Below are 18,065 nucleotides of genomic sequence, written 5' to 3' on the forward strand. Positions count from 1 at the left end.
GGGAAGGGGCCCGCCGCCGTAGGCGGTGGGAAGGGTGAGGGGGAAGGGGGCAAATCCAGCCCGCCCCTCCCCGAGCTTCGCCCGGGGAGGAATAGCCTCACTCCGCCCCGCCCGCCGCGCAGTGATAGACCAGCTTCTCGTTATAGGTCGGCGGCAGCGCCGCGCGCATCAGCTGCTGCAGGCTCGCCAGGCTCGCGCGCTTGGCCTGATCGGCGGTGCACTGGTTCACCGGCGTCGCGGGCTTCACGTCGCGCACCTTCTGCATGTCGGCGGCGGAGAGTAAATAGCGCGTGTCGGTCAGCGTCTGGCTGTCGGGATCGAACTCGCGCACCGTCACCGTCTGGTCGTCGGCGGGGACTAGCACGCGCTGCCAGCGGCGGCCGGATTCGGCATATTGGGTGCCGCCGTCGATGCAGCCGTCGGGCCCGACACTCAGCCGCACCGCCTCGCCGGCGGAAACGGTGATGCGGCTGCGATCGGGCTGGAGCGTGCAGACCAGCGGCCCCTGCGCCGCATCGGCCGGCAGCTTGGCTTCGGCGGTGTCGTTGCCCGTCCCCGGTGCGGCGATGCTGGCCTCGTCGAAGCTCGGCCGCAGCACGAACAGCGCGACCGCGCCGAGCAGCAGCGCGCCGCCGCCCACCGCGGTCCACACGCCGGGGCGCTGCTTGTCGCGCGAGAGCAGCAGGCCCGCCGCGCCCAGCGCCAGCGCACCGAACACCAGCAGCACCGCCGCGCCCGCCATATAGGTTTCGCGCAGCGATTCATTGGCGGCACGCGCCTTGTCGATCGCGGCTTCGCGGGTGCGCGCGGCAGCGGATTCGGCCTGGGCGACGCGATTGGCGGCGTCGGCCCGGTCCTTTTCCTCGGCGGCCTTGTCGAGCGCCATCCGCTGCTCGACGCTGATGCACGGCGCCGCCACCGTCACCACCGGCTGCTTGGCCTGGGTGAGGAAGGCGGTCAGCTCGGGATAGGAAATCGCGAAGGCGAAGGTGGCGTCGCCTTCCTCGCTGTTGGTGATCGCCGAGTTCACCCCCAGCACGCGGCCGCACGCATCGAGCAGCGGCCCGCCCGAATTGCCCCGCGCGATGTTCGCGGTGTGGAGCAGCACCGAAATGCCCTCCAACGTGCGCGTGCCGGCAAAGCCGCCCTGCGAGCGCACCGGCGATTGCGGGGTGATGAAGTCCGCCGCCGAGCGCGCCGTGGCGATATCGACATTGCCGGGATAGCCGAGCGCGATCAGCGTCTCGCCATCGGTCACCGCGCCGCCGAACAATGCGAGCGGCGGCAGCTTGGCGCCGGTGAACTCGATCAGTGCAAGGTCGCGCTTGGTGTCGATCGCGATCAGCTTGCCCTGGAACGACTTGCTGCCTTCGGACGGCACCACGCCGATCACGACGTTGCCGGGGTAGCGCGAGGCGAGCTCGACGACATGGGCATTGGTGACGATGCGGTTGGGCGCGACCGCGAAGCCGCTGCCATGGCCGAAGCCGACCACTTCATCCTCGGCCACGGCGATGGTGACGATCCGCACCACCCCGCGCCCGGCTGCCGAGATGTCGTCGGCGCGCGCGGGGGCCGCCCAGGCAAGCAGCATCGCCACCAGCACGAAGATCTGCCGCATGCGCCAAAACACCCCGGTTGAAGTCATGCCCCGCGCTTTCGGCGAAAAGCGGCGGCGGTTCAAGCGGCCATGCTCACACGAAGCTGTAGGGATCGACGTCCACCGCCACCCGCACCCGCGCGCTCCAGGCGAGCGCGCCCAGCCAGTCGCGGATCGCGTCCTGCACCGCGAAGCCGCGCTTGGCATGGACGAGCAGCCGGAAGCGGTGGCGCCCGCGCAGCATCGCCAGCGGTGCGGGGGCGGGGCCGTACACGTGCATCTCGGCCGTGTCCGGCGCGGCACGACCGATCATCCGCGCGGTCTCCTCGGCGGCCGCCTTGTCCTCCGAGGAGACGATGATCGCGGCATAGCGGCCGAAGGGCGGCGCGTCGGCGTGGCGGCGCGCCTCGGTCTCGGCGGCGTAGAAGGCCTCGGCATCGCCCGAGACCAGCGCCTGCATCACCTGCGCTTCGGGGGCATGCGTCTGGATAAACACCGTGCCCGGCTTTTCGCCCCGGCCGGCGCGCCCCGAGACCTGCATGATCTGCTGGAAGGTGCGCTCAGACGCACGCAGGTCGCCGCCGTCGAGTCCGAGATCGGCATCGACCACGCCGACCAGGGTAAGGTTGGGGAAGTGATAGCCCTTGGTGACGAGCTGGGTGCCGACGACGATGTCGATCGCGCCATGCTCCATCCGCGACACGAATTCCGCCGCCTTGGCGGGGGACCACAACGTGTCCGAAGTGACGATGGCGGTGCGCGCCTCGGGCCATAGCGCGGTTACCTCGTCGGCGATCCGCTCGACGCCCGGGCCGCAGGCGACCAGCGTGTCGTCGGACTTGCACTCGGGGCACATGCTCGGGGTCGGCATGGTGTGGCCGCAATGGTGGCAGGAGAGGCGGTGGAGCAACCGGTGCTCGACCATCCACGCCGTGCAGTTCGGGCACTGGAAACGGTGGCCGCAGTGGCGGCACAGGGTGAGCGGCGCATAGCCGCGGCGGTTGAGGAACAAGAGCGACTGTTCGCCGCGCTTCAAGGTCTCTTCGATCGCCGCGACCAGCCGGGGGGCGAGCCAGCGGCCGCGCTCCGGCGGCTCGCGGATCAGGTCGATCGCCTCGATCTTCGGCAGCTCGGCGGCGCCGTAGCGGCCCGGCAGCTTGAGCTCGGCATAGCGGCCGACCTCCACCTGGTGGCGCGTCTCGATCGCCGGGGTGGCGGAGGCGAGCACCACCGGGCAGCGCTCGAACATGCCGCGCATCACCGCCACGTCGCGGGCATGATAGTGCACGCCCTCTTCCTGCTTGAAGCTGGTCTCGTGCGCCTCGTCGACCACGATCAGGCCGAGCTTGGGATAGGGCAGGAACAGCGCCGAGCGCGCGCCCACCGTCACCAGCGCCTCGCCGCCGGCGATCGCCCGCCACGCCCGGCGGCGCTCCGAGCTGCGCAGGCCCGAATGCCAGGCGACGGGCTCGCAGCCGAAGCGGCCGGCGAAGCGGGTGAGGAAGGGCTCGGTCAGCGCGATTTCGGGGAGCAGCACCAGGGTCTGCCTGCCGGCCGCGATCGCGGCGGCGACCGCCTCGAAATAGACTTCGGTCTTGCCCGATCCGGTGACGCCGTCGAGCAGGAAGGGCTGGAAGGCGCCTTCTTCCACGGCGGTGCGCAGCGCGCTCGCCACCGCCGCCTGCGCGGGGTTCAGGTGCGGCGGCGCGAAGCTCGGGTCGGGCAGCGGGTAGGGTGCCTGGGTGTCGACCGTCACCGCCTCGATCGCGCCGGTCTTCACCAGGCCGCGGATCACCGCGTCGGACACCTCGGCGATCGCGGCGAGCTCGCGGACCAGCCCCTGGCGCTCGCCGATCCGCTCCAGCGCCTGGGCGCGCTGCGGGGTGAGGCGGTCGGGGATCTGCCCGGTCGCGCGATATTCGGTGATCGTGGGCGCCGCCTCGAACGCGGCCGAGGTGCGCAGGGTCATCGCCAGCACCGAGGAGGGGGGGGCGAGATAGTAATCCGCGGTCCACTCGATCAGGCGCCGGACCGGGGCGGGGATCGGGGGGGCATCGGCGACGGCGAGGATGGCGCGCAGCCGATTGTCGCCGATCTCCTCGGTCGGCAGCCGCTCGGGTTCCCAAACCACCCCGGCGAACTGGCGCGGGCCGATCGGCACGATCACGATGCTGCCGGGCGCGACCGTCATGCCATGCGGCACGCGATAGTCGAGCGGCCCCAGAGCCGGATGGAGGACGAGAATGCGCGCGCGGGACATGATCGGCCCCTCATATGGGCATTTTCGACGGAACGGGAATCCCGTATCGCCGGTTCGTCGTCTCAGGAGACCCGCCGATGCTGTTGCTCGCCTTGCTGCTCGCCCAGACTGCGCCCGCCCAGGCGACCACCGCGTGCAAGGCGCCGGACGCCAGCCTGCCGGTCGCGCTCGCCGGCTGGAGCACCCCCGGCGACGAACTGGTGACGGACAAGGCGGTGTCGCTGGCAACCGTCGACGCGTCGACGCTCAAGGGCCTGCCCAAGGGCGCCAAGCCGGGGCGCGCGGCGACGATCGCGTTCCGCATCGTCAAGGCGGGCACCTATGGCATCGCGCTCGACCAGCCGGGCTGGATCGACGTGTTGCCCGGTGCCGAAGGCGGCGCGCCGCTCGCCTCGGTCGCGCATGGCCATGGCCCGGACTGTTCGACGATTCGCAAGATCGTGCGATTCGAGCTGACGCCGGGGACGTACCGGGTGTTCGCCAGCGGCCTCGCCCAGACCAAGGCCAAGCTGATGCTGGTGCCGAACTGACGGCGCTTGTTTTGTGGCCGGAACGAATGTAGAACGCCGACTCGCTGAACAGGGGAGTCGGCGATGCTCATACTGATAGCTGGACTGGCCATGACGGTGCCGCAATGCACCGATCTTCCGCGATCCTTGTCGGGCTGGGAACGCAGTGCCGACGGGCTCGATACCCGCCATGCGACCACTCTGCCCGCGAAGAACGGCGCGGCGGAAACGCAGGTGACGATCCGCAAGGCCGGCACCTTCGGCATCGCGGCGGACCAGCCCGGCTGGATCGACGTGGCGAAGGGCAGCGGCCGGCCCCTGCGCATGGCCTCCCGCGCGCCGGGTGTCACCTGCGCGAAGATCGAAAAGATCGTGTACTACAAGCTCGAACCCGGCACCTACCGCGTCACCGTCGGCAAGCTGCAGAAGCCGCAGGTGAAGCTGATGCTGGTCTATGGCAACCCTTCGCAGGGGTTTGCCCGGCGCGGCCGCGTCGGCTAGGCGGGCGGCAACACTCCACTGGAAGGTTTGCAGCCATGAAGTTCTTCGCCGACACCGCCATCATCGACGATATCCGCGACCTGGCCGATGCCGGGCTGCTCGACGGCGTCACCACCAACCCGTCGCTGATCGCCAAGTCCGGCCGCAACTTCCTCGAAGTGGTGGCGGAAATCTGCGAGATCGTCGAAGGCCCGGTCTCGGCCGAGGTCGTCGCGCTCGATTTCGAGGGCATGATGCGCGAGGCGGAAATCGTCCGCAAGATTGCCGACAATGTCGCGGTCAAGCTGCCGCTGACGATCGACGGCCTCAAGGCGTGCAAGGCGCTCACCGACGACGGCACGATGGTCAACGTCACGCTCTGCTTCTCGGCCAACCAGGCGCTGCTCGCCGCCAAGGCGGGCGCGACCTTCATCTCGCCGTTCGTCGGACGCCACGACGATATCGGCTTCGACGGCATGGACCTGATCGAAGACATCCGCCTGATCTACGACAATTACGACTTCGCCACCGAGATCCTGGTCGCCAGCGTCCGCCACCCGATCCACGTGCTGCAGGCCGCCAAGATCGGCGCCGACGTGATGACCGCGCCGCCGGCGGTGATCAAGCAGCTGGTCAAGCACCCGCTGACCGACAAGGGCATCGAGTCGTTCATGGCCGACTGGGCCAAGACCGGCCAGACGATCGCCTGAGGATTGCGGCACGGTTCCCCTCCCGCTTGCGGGAGGGGTTAGGGGAGGGGATGACGTGGAGGTAGAGGTGCCGCGGGTTCAATCCATCCCCTCCCCCGTCCCCTCCCGCAAGCGGAAGGGGTGCGCAGGGGGAGCCCGCCGGGCAGCACCATGACCGACCTTCCCCTCCCGCGCCGCTTCGCCGAGCATCTCGGCCGCGACCGACGGCGCTCGGCGCATACGATCCGCGCCTATGAGGCGACCGCGGTTCGCCTGCTCGGCTTCCTTCAGCGCCATTGGGGCGGTCCGGTAGCGCAGGACGCGCTCGCCAACGTCGGCGCTGCCGATCTCCGCGCCTACCTCGCCCATCGCCGCGACGAAGGGCTGTCGAACACCTCTGCCGCGCGCGAGCTTTCCGCCGTCCGCGCCTTCCTGAAATTTGCCGGCGGCAACGGTGCCCAGCTGCCCCGCCTGCGCGGCCCCAAGGTCAAGAAGACCCTGCCGCGCCCGATCGCGCCGCACGAGGCGGTGGCGCTCGCCGAATGGGCATCCGATGAGGCAAGCGAACCCTGGATCGCCGCGCGCGACTGGGCGGTGCTGCTGCTGCTCTATGGCGCGGGCCTGCGCATCGGCGAGGCGGTGGCGCTTACCGGCGCGGCGCTGCCGCTGGGTGCGACACTGCGGGTCACCGGCAAGCGCGACAAGACCCGCGACGTGCCGCTGCTGCCCGAGGTACGCGCCGCGATCGACGCCTATGTCGCCGCCTGTCCCTGGGGCACCGCGCGCGACCTGCCGCTGTTCCGCGGTGCCAAGGGCGGGCCGCTGCCGCCCGGCGCGATCCGCAAGGCGGTGCGTTCGGCGCGCACCAGCCTGGGGCTGTCGGACCGGACCACCCCGCATGCGCTGCGGCACAGCTTTGCCACCCATCTGCTGGGGCGCGGCGCCGACCTGCGCGCGCTGCAGGAACTGCTCGGCCATGCGAGCCTCAGTTCCACCCAGGTCTATACCGCCGTCGACGCAGCGCATCTGCTGGACGTGTACCGCGCCGCGCATCCGCGCGCATGAGTCACGCCGCGCGCGGCTTCCAGGTGAGCACGCGCCACACATAGAAGATCAGCATCGCGACCACGCCGATCACGATCGCCGGCGTGACGAAACGGTCGATCTCGGCGATCGCGGCGCCCAGGCCATAGCCGACGCCCACCAGCGCCGCATTCCAGATCGCGCTGCCCGCTGCCGTATAGGCGCAGAACCGCCAGAACGGCATGTGCATCAGCCCGGCCGGTAGCGAGATGATCGTGCGGCCGAAGGGCATGAACCGGAACACGAAGATCGTCGGGCCACCCCAGCGATCGAAATAGCCCTTGAACCGCTCGACATCGTGCCACTCGACGGTCAGCCAGCGGCCCCAGCGCGCCACGAAGGGCTGCAGCCGCGCATAGCCGAGCCGCCGCCCGATCTCCCACCAGAACAGGTTGCCGGCCACCGTGCCGAGCGTGCCGACCGCCACCAACAGCACGGGATCGAAATGCCCCCGCGCGGCGCCGATGCCGGCCATGCCCATGATCGCCTCGGACGGGACCGGGGGAATGACGTTCTCGAGCACCATCAGCAGGAAGATGCCCCAATAGCCCCAGCCGAGGATCATGCCCATCGCGTCAGCACCCGGTCAGCCGCGCGCGGCGACCTTGCGCTCGATCGCATCCCAGATCATGCCGGCGGTGTCCGATCCGTTGAACCGGTCGATCGCGACGATGCCCGTGGGCGAGGTGACGTTGATTTCGGTCAGCCATTGCCCGCCGATAACGTCGATACCGACGAAAAGGAGCCCACGCTTCTTGAGTTCGGGCCCGAGCACGGCGCAGATTTCCTGCTCACGCTCGGTAAGCTCGGTCTTCGCCGCCGATCCGCCGACCGCGAGGTTGGAGCGGATCTCGCCCTCGCCGGGCAGCCGGTTGATCGCGCCCGCCACCTCGCCGTCGACCAGCACGATGCGCTTGTCGCCCTTGACGATGTCGGGAAGGAACGCCTGCACCATGTGCGGCTCGCGATAGGCGGTGTTGAACACCTCGATCAGCGAGGAGAGGTTGGCGCCGTCGCGGCCGATCTTGAAGATCGCCTTGCCGCCATTGCCGTGCAGCGGCTTCACCACGATCTCGCCATGCTCGGCGAGGAAGGCCTTGGCCTCGTCGACCGAGCGGGTGACGAGCGTCGGCGGCATGAACTGCGCGAAATCGAGCACCCACACCTTTTCCGGCGCGTTGCGGACGTTCGCCGGGTCGTTCACCACCAGCGTGCGGTCGGCGATGCGCTCGAGCAGGTGTGTGGCGGTGATATAGCCGAGGTCGAAGGGCGGGTCCTGCCGCATCAGCACCACATCGGCCTCGTCGCCAAGATCGAGCTTTACGGGCTCGCCGAAGGTGAAGTGGTCGCCCGCGACGCGCTGCACCGTCACCGGATGCGCCTTGGTCCAGACGCGACCGGCGCTGTAGTTGAGGTCCTCGGGCGCATAGTGGAACAGCCGGTGCCCGCGCGCCTGCGCCGAGAGCATCAGCGCGAAGGTCGAATCGCCGGCGATATTGATCGAATCGAGCGGGTCCATCTGCACGGCGACGGTAAGCATGCGGCCTCCTTGGGTGTCTTGCCGGGCTAGGTCACCCGATCCAGGCGTTCTCGATATGGCGAGGCAGCGTGCGCGGGGCAATGAGGATCACGTCGACGCGGATATCGTCGCCCGGTCCCGCATAGCGCGGCATCAGCAGTTCGGCCGCGGCGGCGACCCGGGCGAGGCGACGCGCGTCGATCGCGAAATCGAGTTCGGCGGCGGTCTTGCGGGTCTTCACCTCGACGAAGGCGACGAGGCTGCCGCGTCGGGCGACGATGTCAACTTCACCTGCGGGCGTGCGCACCCGCTGGTCGAGGATCCGCCAGCCGCGCAGCCACAGCCACCAGGCAGCGCGGCGCTCGCCGTCGCGGCCGCGCAGTTCCGCGGCTTGACGCTTCGGGCTTTTCATCTGCTCCCGCACGTCGCCGCAAAACCCCCCGTCCTTCCCGCGAAGGCGGGAATCCATTCGCCGTGACGCTGGGGGAAGGAGCCGCGCCGGCGACCCCAATGGATCCCCGCCTTCGCGGGGATGACGATGGAGAGGGGAGGGCGGCGGTCCCTCACCCCTTCAATTCCATCGCGCGGGCGTAGAGCGCCTTGCGGTCCAGGCCAAGCTTCTTGGCGACTTCGCCCGCGGCCTTGGAGGCGGGCAGGCGGGTGAGCGCCTCGACCAGGGCTGCCTCGCCATCCTCCAGCGTCGCGGGCGGTGCCTCGCCCGGCGGGCCGACGATGATGACGATCTCACCCTTGGGCGACGCCTCGGCATAGCGCGCGGCGAGGGTGGAGAGGGTGCCGGTCACGCACTCCTCGAACTTCTTGGTGATCTCGCGCGCCACCCCCGCCTCGCGGTCCCCCAGCCCTTCGGCGAGTGCCGATAGGCAGGCGGCAAGGCGCGGGCCGGATTCGTACAGCACCAGCGTTGCCTTGATCGCCGCCACTTCCGCGATCGCCTCCGCCCGCGCGTGCGCCTTGCTGGGCAGGAAGCCGAGGAAGAAGAAGCGGTCGGTCGGTAGCCCGGCCAGCGTCAGCGCGGCGATCGCGGCGCAGGGGCCGGGGATCGTCACCACGGTGTGGCCTGCCGCGCGGGCGTCGCGGACCAGTTTGTAGCCGGGATCGGAGATCAGCGGCGTGCCTGCGTCGGACACCAGCGCCACCGCCTCGCTGCCCATCCGCGCGATCAGCCCGGGCCGCACCGCATCGGCATTATGGTCGTGATAGGGCTGCATCGGCCGCTTCACGCCGATGTGGCGGAGCAGCCCGGCGGTCACCCGGCTGTCTTCCACTGCAACCACATCGGCTTGAGAGAGTATCATGCTGGCGCGCGGCGACAGGTCACCGAGATTGCCGATCGGAGTGGCGACGATATAGAGGCCGGGCGCAAGCGTGTTTTCCATCGGGGAGTGTCATGGCAGAGGGCAGCGGCAAATCGCAACCGGGACGCAGTGCGTCCCTTCGTTTGGCCGTGACCGGTCTGGCGCTTCTGGCAAGTGCCTGCGTCGCGCCGCGCGGCGGTCCGCCGACCGCGCCGACCGCGCCCGCAGAGCGTCCGGCCGAGCGCCCCAGCACACCGATCCAGCAGGGGCTGCCGCAGGACGTCGCGCGCCACCGGGTGGCCCTGCTGGTGCCGCTGACCGGCACCAATGCCGGGCTCGGCCGCTCGCTGCAGAACGCGACGCAGCTGGCGATCCTCGACACCAACACCGATGCGATCCGCATCACCAGCTATGACACCGCCGGTCCCGGCGGGGCGGTCGCCGCCGCCGAACGCGCGGTAGCGGAAGGCAACAAGCTGATCCTCGGGCCGCTGCTCGGCGAGGATGCCCGCGCGGTTGCGCCGATCGCGCGCAAGGCGCGGGTGCCGGTGCTCAGCTTCTCCAACGATGCCAGTGCCGCGGGGAACGGCGTCTACCTGCTCGGCTATTCGCCCAGCCAGTCGATCGAGCGCGTGGTCGACTATGCCAAGGGCAACGGCATCACCCAGTTCGCCGGCCTGATCCCCTCGGGCGTCTATGGCCAGCGCAGCTCGACGGCGTTCCTGCGCGCGGTGGAGAGCGCCGGCGGCAAGGTGCTGGCGATGCAGAATTACGATGCGCGGCCGGGTTCGATGAACGCTGCGATCGCCAAGCTGTCGGGCGTGCCCTATCAGGCGATCCTGATCGCGGGCAGCGCCGGATCGGCGACGCTGGCGGTGCCGGCGCTCCGCCGCTCGGGCGCGGGCAAGGCGGCGCGGGTGCTCGGCACCGAGCTGTGGAACACCGATTCGGCGATCGCCAGCCGGCCGGTGCTCAACGGCTCCTGGTTCGCCAGCGTGCCCGACGGCGTGTACCGGCAATATGCGGTGAAATACCGCAACCGCTTCGGCGCGGCGCCGTATCGCCTCTCGGCGCTCGGCTATGACGCGGTCCTGCTGACCGTGCGGATCGCGCGCGACTGGAAAAACAACACCGATTTCCCGGCGTCGATGCTGGTCGACCATGATTTCGGCGGCGTCGACGGCGCCTTCCGCTTCGGTCGCGACGGCATCGCCGCGCGCGCGCTGGAGGTGCAGGAGGTGCGCGACGGCTCGATCGTCACCGTGTCGGCGGCGCCCGCCAGCGCGCAGTAAGAAGGGACTAACGTCCAACGTCGTCATCCCGGCGAAAGCCGGGATCCATTCGCCACTCCCTATCGGCAAGAGCCCCGACGGTGACCCCAATGGATCCCGGCTTTCGCCGGGACGACGGTTTTGCGGTTCAGGCGACGAGCTCGCGCAGGATCGCTTCGAGCACCGGCATGCCGGCCTCGGTGATCCGCAACTGGCTCCCCTCGCGGGCCGCCAGCCCCTGCTGCACGATACGATCGAGCGCCGGCATATCGATCGGCGGCGCGCCATCGGCCAGCACGGCGATGCGATCGAGGTCCACGCCCTCGCCGATCCGCAGCCCCATCAGCAGCGCCTCGATCGCCCGGTCGGCGGGATCGAGTCGATCTTCACGCTCCATGCCATGGCCGTTGCGGTCCAGCGCTGCCAGCCAGTTCTCGGGCTTCTTGTGGCGCAGTGTCGCGAGGCCGCCGCGCCGGCCGTGTGCGCCCGGCCCGACGCCGGCATAGTCGCGGTAGCGCCAATAGGTGAGGTTGTGCCGGCTCTCCGCGCCGGGCCGGGCATGGTTGGAGATTTCGTAGGCCGGCAGGCCCGCCCCAGCGGTGATCGCGCGGGTCATCTCGAACAGATCCGCGCCCATATCGGCGTCGGGGATGGTCAGCTGACCCTTTGCCGCGAGCGTCGCGAAGCGCGTGCCCGGCTCGATGGTCAGCTGGTAGAGCGAGAGATGCTCGGTACCGAAGCCGATCGCCCGGCGCAGTTCCGCCTCCCACGCATCCAGCGCCTGGCCGGGACGGGCATAGATCAGGTCGAAGCTCACCCGGGCGAACGCCGCCTGCGCCGTCGCCAGCGCCGCCAGTCCCTCATCCACGCCATGTGCGCGGCCGAGGAACTGGAGTGCTTCACCGTCGAGCGCCTGCAGCCCCAGCGACACGCGGTTCACGCCGGCCTTGGCGATATCGGCAAAACGCGCGGCTTCGACCGAGGAGGGGTTTGCTTCCAGCGTGATCTCGATCCCGTCCTCGAAGCTCCAGGCCCTGGCCGCGGCGTCGATGATCGCGGCGACCGTCTCCGGCGGCATCAGCGAGGGCGTGCCGCCGCCGAAGAAGATCGACCCCAGCCGCCGCCCCGGCAGCATCGCCCTTTCATGGGCGAGGTCCGCCAGCAGCGCATCCCGCCACCGCGTCTGGTCGACGCTCTCGCGGACATGGCTGTTGAAGTCGCAATAGGGGCATTTGGACACGCAGAACGGCCAGTGCACATAGAGTGCGAGCGGGGCGGAGTGGTCTGTCATGGGGCGTAAAAAGGAGGTAGCGGGAATCGAACGACTTTCAAAACTGGTTGCTAATCAAATTCTTACCGCAGTGCAGCAAAAATTGGGCCCCACCGATCAGGCCCCAGTCCCTTTTTGTGAATGGGGTTCGAAGCACAAACAGGGAATGGTTGGAGGCAAAGCATCTCTCATGTCCTGCATTTTTGAACAGCCGCTTCTGGGGCGACTGGCGCACTGTTCAGCAAGCGCAGGCAGGAGCCAGTACCTCCATCTCTTCATTGACGCCTACGATCATGATCGACGGTAGAAGACGCTCCGCAGTCTGACTCCCAACGAATACGTCGCCCGCGTCTGGACAGAAGAATCAACTCGATTCAATACCGACCCGTATCGCCATGCCTGAGGACTCAACACCTAGCGAAGAAGATTCACGCTCTGGAGCGTTGCGATCGGGTAAACTATCTGAGAAACAGCCTGAAGAAATTTCGAAAAATCTGCAAGCGGTGCGTTGGATACGTAAATAACATCCTTATCTTCTATGAAGAAATTCTGTGCAACAAACAATGTCTTCGGATCTCTAAGGTCCACCCGATATATGACGGGAATTTTATTAGTCGGCGGCGTCTTCGAACTAGAGTTATCGTCAAACATTTCGGGGTTTTCGAATCGGAAGATAAACACCCCCTTGGGATTGGCACGTTGATCTTCCAGTCCGCCCATGCGACCAAAGGCCTGCGACAAGGTTACGCCGGTGCCCTCGAATGGAATTTCCTGATTGGACCGCGCCGCACCTAGTACCGTGAAACTGTACGGCTGGAACAGCAAGGTCACGACATCACCGGCCTGCAAGCGGATGTTCTGCCGCGGATCCTTGATGACGGCGCCCAGCGCCATCGCTTCCACACGCCCTCCGCGCGTGACCTGAATGCTCATCTTGCCCACCGGCTGCCGTACGCCACCAGCAGTAGCGAGCGCGTCAAGAAGTCGTTCACCCTTCGACGTAAGGGGCATACGAAGACTGTTACTAACCTCGCCGACAACGGTAACGTCAGAGGTTGCGTTGCGGGAAATCCGGACAATGACTTGGGGATCATGTGCCTTACCAACCAATCGACCACGGATATCTGCCGCGATCTGATTTGGTGTTCTGCCCGCTGCATTGATGTTACCAGCGAAAGGTACCCGAATAAGGCCAGCCCGATCGACCATCTGCTCTGGCAAACCGGCCTGCCGCGAGACACCCATCGGCTCCAGCGCCGACGAGCGTCCGAGCGCACTGCCGAACAGAACGGCGGGCGGCGCCTCCCAGATCGCTATATCTAGAACGTCTCCCGACTGCACCAAGCCTTCGCTGGGCACCACCTCTCCGAAATTGTCAGCAAAGGTCCGAATACGCGAATGTGCTAACATGCGCGCTGCAGTACTATCGTCCAGGTCAACGATCTTTATCGGCGCCGCTCCGACCGCGGTGTTGGAACTGGACAGTACCGCCTTCGTCGACGGGCCCGCTGCGGGAAGGGTGGCGCACCCTTGGAGTGCCAAGGCCGCCAGTACGGTCGTCCCCGCAACCAGCCACGCCGCCTGTCGCCGCGAACTTGGAAAGTCTACATTTACCATATGAAATCAGACACCAATTTATTCATGCCATTCGAGCCCGCCGGACTTATCGACCCCTTCGTTCACACGAGAACTCCGGCAGCGCGGCTTCTATAGATGGTCCGTGCTCCTGTCCAATCCCTGCAACGCCGTCCGCCGAATGAACTGAACCCATTTCGACCTGAGGTGGTGCCGGTTTTCTGGACAGGGCGTTAAGCTACTCCCGACCTGATGGATTGGTACGGGAATGAAGACGACGAGGAAGCGCTACAGCGCCGATTTTAAGGCCAAGGCCGCGCTGGAAGCGATCCGGGGCGATCTGACGCTGGCGGAATTGGCAGCCAATCATAGCTGCACCACACGATGATCGCGTCCTGGAAGCGGCAGGCCATCGACGGGATGGTAGGCACGTTCTGCGGGGCTGGCGATGTGGCTAAGGCCGTCAGTGAGGACCAGGTCGAAAGGCTGCACGCCAAGATCGGGCAATTGGTCGTCGAGGGGGATTTTTTAGCGAAAGCGTTGGGTCGATGAGCGTGTATCGGAGGCGGGCGATGGTCGAAGCTGCTCACCACCGCCTGTCGAGCACGGCACAGTGCCGCCTGCTGCGGATCAGCCGTAAGCGTCCGATCTGACCCGTATTGCGTGGCAACTTGTGCTGCGCGAGGCGGGGAGCACTCAGGAGTGTCCTTTCGCACTCCTTAAGGAGAGTGCGGATGTCCCGAATGGAGGTCATCACCCGAGCGGAGCGCCGGCGACGCTATTCAGACGCGGAGCGCGCCGCGGTGTTGGCACAATGCGATGTACCGGGGGCTACCATCGTTGGCGTTGCTCGGCAGCTGGGGATGTCGCCCAGCCTGATCCATGGCTGGCGAAAGCGGCAGCGCGAAATGGCGCTGTTGAGGGGCGAGCCGCTCCAGTTTGTGCCCTATGGCGAAGTGGCGAGCGGATCTGCTGCGGAGCCCGCCGTGGTTCTTCGGGGCACCGAGGTTGCTGCCTCATCCCGCGCCGCGGCGCGCGAGCCAGGGCTGACGCAGGAGGAACTGATACGGCCAGGCCCCGGTTTGCGACCCGGCGGCATCGACATTGAACTGCCCGGTGGGGTGCGTCTGTCGGTCGACACCTACGTCAACGAGAAAGCGCTGGCCCGCGTGCTGCGGGCGCTGCGGGAAACGGCGTGATCTCGCTCCCACCCGGCACCAAGGTGTACCTGGCAAGCAAGCCGGTGAGCATGCGGCTCGGCTTCGATGGTCTGGCGGCACTGGTGCGTCCGTTGTTCGACCAGGAGCCCTATGGCGGGCATGTCTTCCTCTTCCGCAGCCGGAAGGGCAGCTATCTCAAGGCGCTCTATTGGGACGGCACCGGCCTCTGCCTGTTCTCCAAACGCCTTGAGCGTCATCGTTTTGTTTGGCCGCCGCTGGTGAATGGTGGCGTGGTCCTGAGCGCAGCGCAGTTCGCCCTGCTGATCGAGGCGATGGACTGGCGCCGCACGGTGGCACCGGAAGCACCTCGATTGCCCGTTCAGATGTAGCGGAAAGCTGCAGAAAACCGCGCATTCTGCTTGGGCGAGAGTCGCTGTTCTGGTATGGAAAACCATGTCTTCCGATGCGCTGGACATCCCCGACAATCCTGACGCGGTGAAGGCGCTTTTGGCGGCAATGCAGGCTAAGCTCGCCGCCTCCGAGCAGGCGCTGGCGGCCGAGCGATGTGCGCATCAGGACACCCGGCAGCAGCTCGCCGCGGCCGAGAATGCCATCAAGCTGACCACGCTGCAGATCGAGAAGCTGAAGGTCCAGCTTGCCCGCCTTCGGCGGATGAAGTTCGGCCAGTCCTCGGAGCGGCTGTTGCTGCTGGCGGACCAGCTGGAGTTGTCACTGGAGGATCTGGAGGCCGCGCAGGCGCATGCCACCTGCGTCATCGCCGGCAGGACGGTCGAGCAACCGGTCTCAGAAAGCAACCAGCCTCGCCGTCAGCCGCTGCCTGCGCATCTCCGCCGCGAAGAGGTGCTGCACCCGGCGCCGGCAGCGGACGGTTGCACCAACTGCGGCGGCGCCATGGCTCGCTTGGGCGAGGACGTGGCCGAGGTGCTGGAATATGTGCCGGGACGCTTCCACGTCGTGCGGCATGTACGGCCGAAGCTGGCCTGCAAGCGCTGTGACGCCATCAGTCAGGCACCGGCGCCCTCGCTGCCGGTGCCCCGCAGCCGAGCCGGTCCTGGCCTGCTGGCGCACGTGGTGATCTCGAAATTCGCGGACCATTTGCCGCTCTACCGCCAATCGCAGATCTTCGCGCGGGAGGGCGTCGAGATCAGCCGATCGACGCTGGCAGACTGGATGGGCCAGGTCAGCTGGCTTCTCCAGCCAATGGTCGACCGTATCGCCGAGCATGTGATGGCCAGCCCCAAGGTCCACGCCGACGACACGCCGGTTCCGGTGCTGTCGCCAGGTAGCGGCAAGACGGCGACGGGGCGGCTGTGGGTATATGTGCGCGACAATCGACGATGGCGCCCCAGCGACAAACCCGCCGCGCTCTACCGATACAGCCCGGACCGCAAGGGAGAACGCCCGCGCGAGCACCTCAAGACGTTCGCCGGCTTCCTGCAGGCCGACGCTTATGCCGGGTTCGACAAGCTCTACGCGGCCGATCGACAGCCGGGGCCGATTACGCCGGTTGCTTGTTGGGCCCATGTGCGCCGCAAGCTGCACGATGTGCTCGACGCCGACGCCCGCTCGATCGCCCGTGAGGGGCTGGTGCTGATCGGCGACCTCTACGAGGTGGAGCGGCAGATCACCCGGGATCCGCACGATGATCGCCGGAAGGCACGCAAATACTCCAAGCTGAAGGCGCTCGACTTCTTCCAATGGGCAGACGGCGTGCTCGCCCAGGTGTCGGCGCGGGCACCGCTGGCGGAGGCGCTCCGCTATGCCGTTCGTCTGAAACCCGCGCTCCTTGCTTACACGGAAAATGGCCGGCTAGAGATCGACAACAACCTGGCGGAGAACGCCTTGCGCGGCATCGCCGTGGGCCGGAAGAACTGGTTGTTCGCGGGAGCTGACTGCGGTGGCGAGCGGGCAGCAGCGATCTACAGCCTGATCGAGACGGCGAAGCTGAACGGCATCAACCCACAGGCCTGGCTCGCCGACGTCCTCGATCGAATTGGCCGAGGTCACCCCATCAATCGGATGGACGAGCTGCTGCCTTGGAATTGGGTCGACCCAGAAGCCTCTTCGTCCGAAAATGCGTGAAATGCGGACCGGCAGCTCGCGCCCAGTTGCAGACATTCGATTCAGGCTGCACCATCTCGCTATGAACGCGTCCGACTACTTCCTGCCGCAAGCCGCCGACGAGACCGACCTGTCGCCATGGTCTTCGATTTTGCCGTCACCGGTCCGCGTTCTTCGCACTAACCTGTTCGGCGACTCCTTCCTCGTTGGCGCCGCTGGAATGGTTCACCTCCTTGACCGAGGTGGCTGCTCAACCGAGTGCATCGCCGCTTCTGAACGGGAGTTTTGGCAGGAAATCGAAGAAGATCGCGAGGGCTGGCAGCTACGTGCCTTGGCGGACGAGTGCCGAAGCGCGGGTAAGTTGCTGGCAGATGGCCAATGCTACGCGTTCACCACGCCCCCCGTGCTTGGGGGAGGATATGCGGTCGAGAATGTGTGGATTGCCCCGTGGCGGGAGTGGTTCTCATTGACTGCCGATCTGTTTCGACAAATCGAGGCTGTACCCGACGGCGCAATCATTTCGCTGAAGGTGGTGGAGTAGCGAACGGCAGCTAACCACCCACCTTCGGCCGTTCATTCGATCGGTCACGCCGAGAGCCGCCATTCCAGTGGATCGAGGAGGCTTCCTCCAACGTATGACCGAAGGTAGGTGGAAAGCGGACTGGCCGCTTATGCCGAGAAGTTGGTAAAGCCGACCCAGGGAGGCGAACGTGCAACGCGAAAAGTGGTTCGAGAAAGTAGCTTGGAGCTACGTGCCCTGCCACTGGAAGGGCTTTGCGATTATGTTTGCCGTCATCCTCCCGACGCTTACGGCGATATTCACCGCGGAGGCTGTCCTGGGCCAGTTTCGCTACGGTGCTGCGGACTGGCTTCCGTTCCTTGTCTTTTTTCCACCCGCATGGGTCGTCATGCTCGGGATCGCGAAGCGGCATAGCTAATCTTGCGAAGCTGTGACGGCGCGTGGGTGGGAAGCGGATGTTGCCGGACCGCGATCTTTAGAACCACGAACTGGCAATGGCTGCCGATAAGAACAGGGCTAGCGCGACCATCAGGCCGAACGAAAGCCAGCTCAGGATCATTCCTCCTCGGAAAAGACGGGGCGTGCGATCACGGCGGACGCTAAAGGGGACCCCGAGAATTACCCCACTCCGCTCGTAATGGCGATTTATCTTCCAGATGCCGACAATCATGGCCGCCATGAACAGGATGGCGAAAAGCTGATCCCAATGCATGCCATCGCTCCGTGCGTTC

At 66.9% G+C, this 18,065-nt stretch carries 19 protein-coding genes and 1 pseudogene; 11 read left to right on the forward strand and 9 right to left on the reverse strand.

Annotated elements, in window-relative coordinates:
* Positions 1–97: 97 nt before the first annotated feature.
* A complete protein-coding gene (locus SAZ01S_RS21350) occupies positions 98–1,648 on the reverse strand; it encodes a S1C family serine protease (protein WP_245825099.1) in 1,551 nt (516 codons plus the stop codon).
* 46 nt (positions 1,649–1,694) lie between these two features.
* Positions 1,695–3,860, reverse strand: a complete 2,166-nt coding sequence (locus SAZ01S_RS21355; RefSeq protein WP_084584348.1) for a primosomal protein N' — start codon at positions 3,858–3,860, stop codon at positions 1,695–1,697.
* Positions 3,861–3,937: 77 nt separating this feature from the next.
* On the opposite strand from SAZ01S_RS21355, the gene SAZ01S_RS21360 reads away from it, so the two are divergent.
* The 4 genes from SAZ01S_RS21360 (at position 3,938) to SAZ01S_RS21375 (ending at position 6,603) form a co-directional block, all read left to right on the forward strand.
* Positions 3,938–4,390: a hypothetical protein gene (locus SAZ01S_RS21360; RefSeq protein ID WP_084584350.1), complete on the forward strand. Its 453-nt coding sequence runs from the start codon at positions 3,938–3,940 to the stop codon at positions 4,388–4,390.
* A gap of 63 nt (positions 4,391–4,453) precedes the next feature.
* Entirely contained in the window at positions 4,454–4,870 is a 417-nt protein-coding gene (locus tag SAZ01S_RS21365; RefSeq protein ID WP_084584351.1) for a hypothetical protein, read from the forward strand.
* A 35-nt stretch (positions 4,871–4,905) separates the two neighbouring features.
* Entirely contained in the window at positions 4,906–5,559 is a 654-nt protein-coding gene (gene fsa / locus SAZ01S_RS21370) for a fructose-6-phosphate aldolase (protein WP_084584353.1), read from the forward strand.
* Between the two features lie 150 nt (positions 5,560–5,709).
* The gene (locus SAZ01S_RS21375; protein ID WP_084584354.1) at positions 5,710–6,603 is read left to right on the forward strand and encodes a tyrosine recombinase XerC; all 894 of its coding nucleotides are present in this window, start codon (positions 5,710–5,712) and stop codon (positions 6,601–6,603) included.
* Between the two features lies 1 nt (position 6,604).
* On the opposite strand, the gene SAZ01S_RS21380 is transcribed toward SAZ01S_RS21375, so the two are convergent.
* From SAZ01S_RS21380 to rsmI, 4 genes are all read right to left on the reverse strand, one after another.
* Positions 6,605–7,192, reverse strand: coding sequence for a DedA family protein (locus SAZ01S_RS21380; protein ID WP_084584356.1), 588 nt, complete (start codon positions 7,190–7,192; stop codon positions 6,605–6,607).
* 15 nt (positions 7,193–7,207) lie between these two features.
* A complete protein-coding gene (gshB, locus tag SAZ01S_RS21385) occupies positions 7,208–8,161 on the reverse strand; it encodes a glutathione synthase (protein WP_084584358.1) in 954 nt (317 codons plus the stop codon).
* 31 nt (positions 8,162–8,192) lie between these two features.
* Positions 8,193–8,552, reverse strand: a complete 360-nt coding sequence (locus SAZ01S_RS21390; protein WP_084584359.1) for a YraN family protein — start codon at positions 8,550–8,552, stop codon at positions 8,193–8,195.
* Between the two features lie 151 nt (positions 8,553–8,703).
* Positions 8,704–9,537 carry a 16S rRNA (cytidine(1402)-2'-O)-methyltransferase gene (gene rsmI, locus SAZ01S_RS21395; RefSeq protein ID WP_084584361.1) on the reverse strand — a complete coding sequence of 278 codons (834 nt, stop codon included), beginning with the start codon at positions 9,535–9,537 and terminating at the stop codon, positions 8,704–8,706.
* Positions 9,538–9,548: 11 nt separating this feature from the next.
* Here rsmI and SAZ01S_RS21400 point away from each other — a divergent pair, with 11 nt between their 5' ends.
* A complete protein-coding gene (locus SAZ01S_RS21400) occupies positions 9,549–10,748 on the forward strand; it encodes a penicillin-binding protein activator (RefSeq protein WP_084584362.1) in 1,200 nt (399 codons plus the stop codon).
* Between the two features lie 127 nt (positions 10,749–10,875).
* Here the strand turns inward: SAZ01S_RS21400 and hemW are convergent, their stop codons facing one another.
* Both hemW and SAZ01S_RS21410 read right to left on the reverse strand, forming a co-directional pair.
* Entirely contained in the window at positions 10,876–12,018 is a 1,143-nt protein-coding gene (gene hemW, locus SAZ01S_RS21405; protein WP_084584364.1) for a radical SAM family heme chaperone HemW, read from the reverse strand.
* A 393-nt stretch (positions 12,019–12,411) separates the two neighbouring features.
* Positions 12,412–13,407, reverse strand: a complete 996-nt coding sequence (locus SAZ01S_RS21410; RefSeq protein ID WP_245825100.1) for a polysaccharide biosynthesis/export family protein — start codon at positions 13,405–13,407, stop codon at positions 12,412–12,414.
* A gap of 433 nt (positions 13,408–13,840) precedes the next feature.
* Between SAZ01S_RS21410 and SAZ01S_RS24515 the strand changes: the two are divergent.
* The 6 genes and pseudogenes from SAZ01S_RS24515 to SAZ01S_RS21440 form a co-directional block, all read left to right on the forward strand.
* Positions 13,841–14,210 (forward strand): annotated as a pseudogene (locus SAZ01S_RS24515) (transposase); the annotation flags it as partial.
* 105 nt (positions 14,211–14,315) lie between these two features.
* Positions 14,316–14,771 (forward strand): IS66-like element accessory protein TnpA, encoded by a 456-nt coding sequence (gene tnpA, locus SAZ01S_RS21420; RefSeq protein ID WP_245825102.1) that lies wholly within the window; start codon positions 14,316–14,318, stop codon positions 14,769–14,771.
* Entirely contained in the window at positions 14,768–15,121 is a 354-nt protein-coding gene (tnpB, locus tag SAZ01S_RS21425; RefSeq protein WP_084584369.1) for an IS66 family insertion sequence element accessory protein TnpB, read from the forward strand. Before tnpA ends, tnpB begins: the two co-directional genes overlap by 4 nt.
* A 64-nt stretch (positions 15,122–15,185) precedes the next feature.
* A complete protein-coding gene (gene tnpC, locus SAZ01S_RS21430; RefSeq protein ID WP_084584371.1) occupies positions 15,186–16,835 on the forward strand; it encodes an IS66 family transposase in 1,650 nt (549 codons plus the stop codon).
* 61 nt (positions 16,836–16,896) lie between these two features.
* Positions 16,897–17,355 carry a T6SS immunity protein Tdi1 domain-containing protein gene (locus tag SAZ01S_RS21435; protein ID WP_167693228.1) on the forward strand — a complete coding sequence of 153 codons (459 nt, stop codon included), beginning with the start codon at positions 16,897–16,899 and terminating at the stop codon, positions 17,353–17,355.
* Positions 17,356–17,524: 169 nt separating this feature from the next.
* The gene (locus tag SAZ01S_RS21440; protein WP_084584373.1) at positions 17,525–17,752 is read left to right on the forward strand and encodes a hypothetical protein; all 228 of its coding nucleotides are present in this window, start codon (positions 17,525–17,527) and stop codon (positions 17,750–17,752) included.
* Between the two features lie 57 nt (positions 17,753–17,809).
* On the opposite strand, the gene SAZ01S_RS21445 is transcribed toward SAZ01S_RS21440, so the two are convergent.
* The coding region (locus tag SAZ01S_RS21445; protein ID WP_218018141.1) for a hypothetical protein at positions 17,810–18,065 on the reverse strand (256 nt) is incomplete at its 5' end.

The organism is Sphingomonas azotifigens NBRC 15497 (genome assembly GCF_002091475.1).
GTDB lineage: Bacteria > Pseudomonadota > Alphaproteobacteria > Sphingomonadales > Sphingomonadaceae > Sphingomonas > Sphingomonas azotifigens.